Annotated in this window: 5 protein-coding genes and 1 pseudogene; 2 read left to right on the top strand and 4 right to left on the bottom strand. The window is 44.6% G+C overall.

Translation table 11 applies throughout. The features are described from left to right. Nucleotides 1-112: pseudogene (locus IM462_RS19940) on the bottom strand (Uma2 family endonuclease); the annotation flags it as partial. Between the two features lie 342 nt (nt 113-454). After that, nucleotides 455-1363: a transglutaminase family protein gene (locus tag IM462_RS19935; protein ID WP_287703204.1), complete on the bottom strand. Its 909-nt coding sequence runs from the start codon at nt 1361-1363 to the stop codon at nt 455-457. 272 nt (nt 1364-1635) lie between these two features. Between IM462_RS19935 and IM462_RS19930 the strand changes: the two genes are divergently transcribed. Further along, nucleotides 1636-3087 (top strand): GTP-binding protein, encoded by a 1452-nt coding sequence (locus IM462_RS19930; protein ID WP_287703202.1) that lies wholly within the window; start codon nt 1636-1638, stop codon nt 3085-3087. Between the two features lie 215 nt (nt 3088-3302). Here the strand turns inward: IM462_RS19930 and IM462_RS19925 are convergent, their stop codons facing one another. Together IM462_RS19925 and IM462_RS19920 are read right to left on the bottom strand one after the other, a co-directional pair. Then, nucleotides 3303-3599, bottom strand: coding sequence for a type II toxin-antitoxin system RelE/ParE family toxin (locus IM462_RS19925; protein WP_002745933.1), 297 nt, complete (start codon nt 3597-3599; stop codon nt 3303-3305). After that, the gene (locus IM462_RS19920; protein ID WP_002752772.1) at nt 3584-3772 is read right to left on the bottom strand and encodes a hypothetical protein; all 189 of its coding nucleotides are present in this window, start codon (nt 3770-3772) and stop codon (nt 3584-3586) included. The genes IM462_RS19925 and IM462_RS19920 overlap by 16 nt, the downstream gene beginning before the upstream one ends. Before the next feature lie 474 nt (nt 3773-4246). Between IM462_RS19920 and IM462_RS19915 the strand changes: the two genes are divergently transcribed. Beyond that, on the top strand, nt 4247-4939 hold the full coding sequence (locus IM462_RS19915) for a Crp/Fnr family transcriptional regulator (protein ID WP_287703200.1): 693 nt from the start codon (nt 4247-4249) through the stop codon (nt 4937-4939). Nucleotides 4940-5171 lie beyond the last annotated feature (232 nt).

Here is a 5171-nt window from a genome sequence, read left to right as displayed (position 1 = left end):
TGAGAAGAATTATGATCTGTTGCAGGTGTAAATCACTTTCCAAGGGTGGTTCATCACTCCATAAATCGGTGGGGGGACAGGTAACTTCTGGTAAAATGTCGAGAGTTGTCATAGTTTTTCCCCTGGCTGGGAGAGTTATCTGATTATAACAGCTATGAGTCAGTAGTAATAGTAGGGTGCGTTACGCTATCGCTAACGCACCAAATAAATTAATGATAGGTGTGGTGCGTTACGACGGATTGTCAGATTCAAGTTTAAGTAGAGATTGTCGCCGTCTAACGCGCCCTAAATTCTGCCAAATGCAGATAGGAAAAACTCAGGCGATGGCTTTAACTTCAACGTTCAATTTCTCTAGCAGCGGCGGGACTTAATTCGCTCATTATTAAGGAAGTCCAAGACAGTAGAAAGCTCCCCAGTAACAATAATCCTAAAAAGGAAAAACCCGAAATTCAACCTATTCCCTGGGATCAAAATCTGGCAGCGTCCCCAGCTTGCGAATGGTCACTTTAACATCCATAGACAAATAGTCATCGGCATCACCAAACCAAGAACCGGAAAGAGGTATAATTTGGCTGGGATGACGAGCGATCGCCACTCGAATTAAATCAAAGCCGGCGGTAATTTGATTAGTCGGATCATAATTACGCCAACCGGCCCCCGGTAGATAAACCTGTAACCAAGCATGGGTAGCACCAGAGCCAGTCATTCCCACTTCACCACCGTCGAGGGCAGCATCGTAGAGATAGCCACTGACAAAACGACAGGCTAAACCCAATCTTCGCAAAGCTTCGATCATCAACCAAGCATAATCGCGACAAGTTCCCGACTTTAGCCGCAGGGTTTCTCCGGGGGATTGAGTTCCTTCACTCTCCCTGGATTGGTAAGTAAAATTATCTTTGATAGCCGCCATCATTCTTGCCATGACATCGAGGGTATCATCTTGATCCCCCGCTACAAAACTTTTGGCCCAAGCTGCCAGGCTGCCGTCGGCATCCTCGGCGTGGGGACGCATAAACACCACTAGATCTGACCATTCATCGGGGGTGTACTGGATGGGAATTTCGATCGCCCGTTGATCGAGGGGAAAATCAGCGATCGCTTTTAAGCCAAAATGTTCCGCCCGTAATCGACAGGTAACGATTAATTCTGACGCTGCTTCAGTGAATTCAAGCCCTACCACGTTGTTAGATAGAGTATCCATAGTCCAGCGCGTTTTGGCGGCAATATTCGCTTCTACAGAATAACTGATAATTCTTTCACCGTGACCGGCGCTGGGCAAAAAAATCGCCCGATGTTCCCCAAAAGTTACCGGTTTACGATAATGATAGCTGGTGATGTGTTCCAAGTCGTAGATGACACTCATCCTGATTATCCTTAATAATAAGCTGGTTATAATTGAAGATAAATCCCCCCTTAATCCCCCCTTGATCCCCCCTTGATAAGGGAGGTAAGCTGTTAAGCATTTAAATTGCTTGTTGAGACGAGGCAAGAGGCAAGAGGCAACAGTAAAGGGATTGGGGGAGATTCGGCTAATCTTAAGAATAAGTGCTTTAAATGCGTCTTAGCTTATCTGACAATTTTTAACACCCACCCACTTAATCACTGATAACTGATAACTGATAACTGATAACTGAAATGACCTCTGACCCGTTCCTCGATCAAGCTTGGAATACCGAAGACCTAGAACAAGCACTTCGAGGTGTCGGCACTATTCAAGAAGAACTCAACTACAATCAGGCACGCAATTCTCTGGGCAAACTTGTTGATCGTCTGGATCTTACCTCGATCGAGAAAATTGGTCTAGAAGCGGAGATCGATCGCCTAGTAGCCCTGCTGGAAAAACTCGATCGATCCCTGATTCAAATTGCCGCTTTTGGCCTGGTGGGCCGGGGAAAATCCTCGATTTTAAATGCTCTGGTCGGTCAAGAAATCTTTACAACCGGTCCTCTACACGGAGTTACCCGCACCATTAAAGGGGTAAATTGGCAGTTAAGCAGCGATGATACTTTCCCTAATCTAGCGCGTCTGACCCTGAACGGCCAGGGTAATGCTCAGGTGCAATTGCTTGATACTCCCGGTATTGATGAGGTAGATGGGCAAACGAGGGAAATTCTCGCCTGTCAGGTGGCGCAGCAGGTGGATTTAATCCTTTTTATCATCTCCGGTGATATGACCAAAGTGGAATTTTCCGCCCTGGCGAAGTTGCGGGAAGCGGGAAAACCGATGATTTTGGTCTTTAATAAAATCGATCAGTATCCGGAAGTCGATCGCCTCGCTATCTATGAGAAAATCGCCTCAGAACGGGTGAAAGAATTACTCTCCCCCGATGAGATTGTTATGGTGGCGGCCTCTCCCCTCTTGACGGAGACCGTCAAGGAGCAGGATGGGCGGCTAAAAACGCAACGATTTCGTGGAAAACCCCAGATAGAAGCTCTGAAACTCAAAATTTTGGAAATTCTAGAGCGAGAGGGTAAATCGCTCGTAGCACTCAATTCTATGCTGTATGCGGACGAGGTAAACGAGCAAATTGTCGCCCGCAAAATGGCTATCCGCGATCGCGGGGCTAATCAATTGATTCAAAAAGCAGTGATGATCAAAGCATCGGCGATCGCTCTCAATCCGGTGACGGTGTTGGATCTGTTTACGGGAGCAGTTATCGATCTGGCCATGATTCTCGCTCTTTCTCGCTTATACGGCATCGATTTAACTCGTCGGGGGGCGATCGCTCTTTTACAAAAAATTGCCCTCAATATGGGGGGTATTAGTGCCAGCGAATTTTTAGCGGTTTTGGGCTTAAGTTCCCTCAAAGGACTGCTTGGCCTCTCGATTCCTGCCACTGGCGGCATTTCTCTCCTTCCCTATACTTCGATCGCCCTGACTCAAGCGGGAGTTGCCGGTGTATCCTGTTATGCGATCGGCCAAGTGACGAAAACCTATCTCGCTAATGGGGCCACCTGGGGACCCGATGGCCCGAAGGCAGTGGTAGCCAGTATTCTCGATTCCCTCGATGAAACCTCGATTCTCAACCGGATTAAGCGGGAATTAGGCTCAAAATTGGGGGGTGGGGGACTTTTCAGTGATCAGTAAACAGTGAACTGAAGGCAACAGGCAACAGGCAACGGGCAACGGGCAATAGGCTCCAAGAAAGAATCTGGCAATTCTCCTACCTAAAAAGAAGGTTAGAAACTGAGTAAATTAAAGCTTTTAGCTTAACAAATTTGGTATTAGATTCAGCCCTTGTGAACTGAAAATTCAAATCTGACTACTGATCACTGATCACTGATCACTGATCACTGACTCGATCAATCCAAGAAATGCTTACTATGGACGATCGCCGCTATAATAACTACCACCCCTTGAATTTGATAGATCAGACGGTAGGCATAGGCAGCCTTTTCTCGGATAGTATCATCGCTAAATTCGGCGCATTTTTTCGCTTCTAGGGGACAATTTTCTAAAGAATAGCTTATATCAAGAATTCGACGCACGACGGCCGCCGCGTAGGACGGGGAATCTCGACTAATATAAGATGCGATCGCATCCACGTCTTCAATTGCTTTGGGCGACCAGACAAGGCGATAATTCACTCGATCAGCCATTTGTTTAAAAGACCCTCAACTTCTTCTTGGGGGATTGTATTCTCTAGAGAAGCAGCGCTCAAACTTTGACGCACCTTCTCCAGAACGTATAAATGATACTGAATATCTTCAATTGAACAATCATCCGGTAATTGATTCAAGAGGGATTCCACTTTTTGTCTAATGCTATTCATACAAGTTTGACCGAAGTTTTTAAGGAAAAGTATAAATTTAAATTATCTATCAACTATCATCTATAGCAGTTATCTTAATAGTGAGGTACAAAGTATCTGGTTTTAGGGAACAGGGAACGGTTAACAGTAGCCGGTCGCCAAGAGATAATGCCAAATTTCTTTATACTTCATCTTTAAGAGAAACGCTATATCATAGATAGAAAACTAATAGTCACGCATCCTATCTTATGCCATAGTCCCCAGAAAAGCGAGAAAAAGTTAAGAATAGATAAGGTGATTATCTAGCTTTTGTAACATTGGGGCGGGTATTCTGTTAAGAATACTTAATAATTCTCCTATCTGCTCAATCCCCGCAACTTTTAGGGATTATTGACCGATAACCATCTAGCGGCCACAAGCCCCCCCCCAATCGCAGCAATTTTTTGTTACATTAGTTTACAGTTCCCTCAACGCCCCAATGGGTTATTAATTTTAATGTCTTCTTCGGTTCCTTCGTCGGATTTTATACCCTTAATCGGTCAAGAAACAGAAATCTTTAACTGGGCAAAATCCCATTATCGTAATCATACCTTTGCCAAAGATGAAAAAGTAGCCACGCGCCCCGGGCTATTATACTTTGTCGAATCTGGGGCGATTCGTATTGTTGGTAAGGCACAAGTTAACGTTATCGACCAAAAATTTCCCCGTCAACTACCTATTGCCGATAGTGAGGAAGTATTTCTCGGTTTTGTGGGTGCAGGTCAACCTTTTGAGATTGTTTCTCAATTTCCCTTTCAATTACAAGCCCAAGCTCATCTAGACGGAACCGAGTTAGTCTGGTTATACTGGGAAGACCTAGAAAAATGGCCGCAATTGCGATCGGCTGTTATGGAAACTTTTCGCCATCAATACCAGCGTAAGTTATTTTGGTTGAGTATTCTCGGTCAAAAACGCTCCCTCGATCGATTAATGGGGTTCTTGGTTTTATTATTGGAAGAATACGGTCAACCCTGTGTAGAAGGCTATTATCTCCCCTATCCCCTAACTCACGCTCAAATTGCCAGCGCCATCGGCACTACCAGAGTAACAGTAACAAGATTAATCGGTAAATTGCGACAACAAAATTCGATCTTTTTTAAGCAGGATAATCTGATCGGATTGCCCAGTTTATTTTTGAGTCAGAATTAATTTTTCTGCGGTGTTGCTGACTCACGCTATGAATGCTAACTGTGCATCCTATCCAAAAGTTAAGTAGGTAGGCGTTAAAAATCATCAGATACCCCCCTTATTAAGCTGTCCTTTAGTCACATCTTTCTTAACATTTCAAACCTTTGTGGCACAAGGCTTTCAAGACTCGGTTAACAATTTGTAATATTCCTTGTTGACACCCTTACTGACAAAGAAAAAACTGAAATCAAGT

Origin of the sequence: Microcystis sp. M144S2 (genome assembly GCF_020246065.1) — a bacterium.
Classification (GTDB): domain Bacteria; phylum Cyanobacteriota; class Cyanobacteriia; order Cyanobacteriales; family Microcystaceae; genus Microcystis; species Microcystis ichthyoblabe_A.
This window is presented reverse-complemented; position numbering and strand designations above follow the sequence as displayed.